The organism is Sphingobium sp. AS12 (assembly GCF_019097845.1).
Lineage (GTDB): Bacteria > Pseudomonadota > Alphaproteobacteria > Sphingomonadales > Sphingomonadaceae > Sphingobium.
The window spans coordinates 1-1,586 of sequence record NZ_JAHRGM010000082.1 but is presented as its reverse complement, the minus strand read 5'-3'; the positions used below and the strand labels follow the sequence as shown (position 1 = coordinate 1,586).

Sequence of the window (1,586 nt, the reverse complement as noted above, 5' to 3'; positions counted from 1 at the left end):
TAACGACCCAGGCTGTGTGAAAACGCCTTCGTCGACATAGTCTATAGATATTGGCCCGGCCGAGTTTGCACGGCGTTGTCTTATCTGGCGATGGCGCTCAGCAGGTTACGGCTTCCCATGATGTTGAGGACGCGGGTGAGGTTATAGGCGAGGACGTGGAGGGCCATTTCGGTGGAAACGCGCGGCTTGGTTCTGGTGAGGAAATGTGTGTATCCCATTTTCGACTTGAGGGTGCCAAAGGGATGCTCGACGGTCTGGCGCCGGATGCGCATGGCGTCCGGATTGGCGTCGAGCCGGTGCTGCATCGCCTCGATCACATCTTCATGCTCCCATCGGGAGACACGCCGTTCTTTGCCAGGCGTACAGCGCGATTTGATCGTGCAGGTTTGACAGGTGCTGGCCCAGTATCGATTTATCTTTAGACCTCTTTCCTCACTCTGGAGACGGTTTTTCAGCAATTCTCCTGCGGGACAGCGATAGACATCCTGCTCGGGCACATAGACAAAATCCGGCTTTCCAAAGCGACCTTCATATCTGGCTCTTGAGGTCAGTGGCTTTGGTAGAGTGACGGTGATGCCAGCCTGTTCGCTGGCGAGGATCTGCTCGCTCGAGAAATAGCCACGATCTGCCACTACATCGAGCCGATCCACACCCAGGACCGTCTTGGTCGTGGTCGCCATGCCGCTCAGTTGAGCCCGGTCGCTGCCGACATTCGTCACCTCATGGGCAACGATGATGTGGCGCTCTGTATCGACCGCGACCTGGACGTTATACCCGACCATTCCGGTCCCACGACCGCTTGTCGCCATGGAGCGAGCGTCAGGATCAGTCAGTGAAATCTGCTGATCCGGCGCCGCCAGCATCTGCTCCTCCAGCCCGTCGAGACGTTTCATCTCCTCCTCGAGCCTGGCAATCTTCTCCTTCAGGCGATCCGTTTTTGAGGCCAGGACGTCTGTCGGCTCCTGCCGGTCCGCCGTGTCCAGTTGCGAGAGATAGCGTGCAACGCTTTCTTCGATCTGCTCCCGACGCCGCGCCAGCTTGGCTGTGGTGAAGTTGCGGTCGCGATTATTGACCGCTTTGAACTTGCTGCCGTCAATGGCGACACTGCCACTTGTGAGAAGGGCCATCTCCCGGCAGAGCAAGACGAAACGACCACAAACCCGGCGGATCGCGGTACCATTATCTCTCCGGAAATCGGCAATCGTCTTGTGATCCGGTACAAGCCGACCCACCAGCCACATCAGCTCGACATTACGGTCAGCCTCCCGCTCCAGGCGTCGGCTCGACTGAACCTGATTGAGATATCCGTAGATGTAGAGCTTGAGGAGGACCGACGGGTGATAAGAAGGCCGCCCTGTCGCGGCAGGCTGCGCACCGTCAAATCCAAGCCCCAAAAGATCGAGCGCATCTACAAACGCATCGATCACTCGAACCGGATTATCATCCCCGATCCAATCATCTACACAGGGTGGAAATAACGTCGTCTGCTTGCGATCAGCGCCAGAAATGAAGCGACCCATATGATCCCCCAAAGCGTTAGGGCATCATACCATATCCGCCGCGTTTTCACACAGTCTGGACCATTT

1 protein-coding gene is annotated in these 1,586 nt (G+C 57.1%); it reads right to left on the bottom strand.

Annotation, left to right across the window (positions count from 1 at the left end; all coding sequences use genetic code 11):
* Positions 1–80: 80 nt before the first annotated feature.
* Complete coding sequence (locus KRZ98_RS22130; RefSeq protein ID WP_217675357.1) at positions 81–1,520, bottom strand: IS1182 family transposase; 1,440 nt, start codon at positions 1,518–1,520, stop codon at positions 81–83.
* Positions 1,521–1,586: the final 66 nt, after the last annotated feature.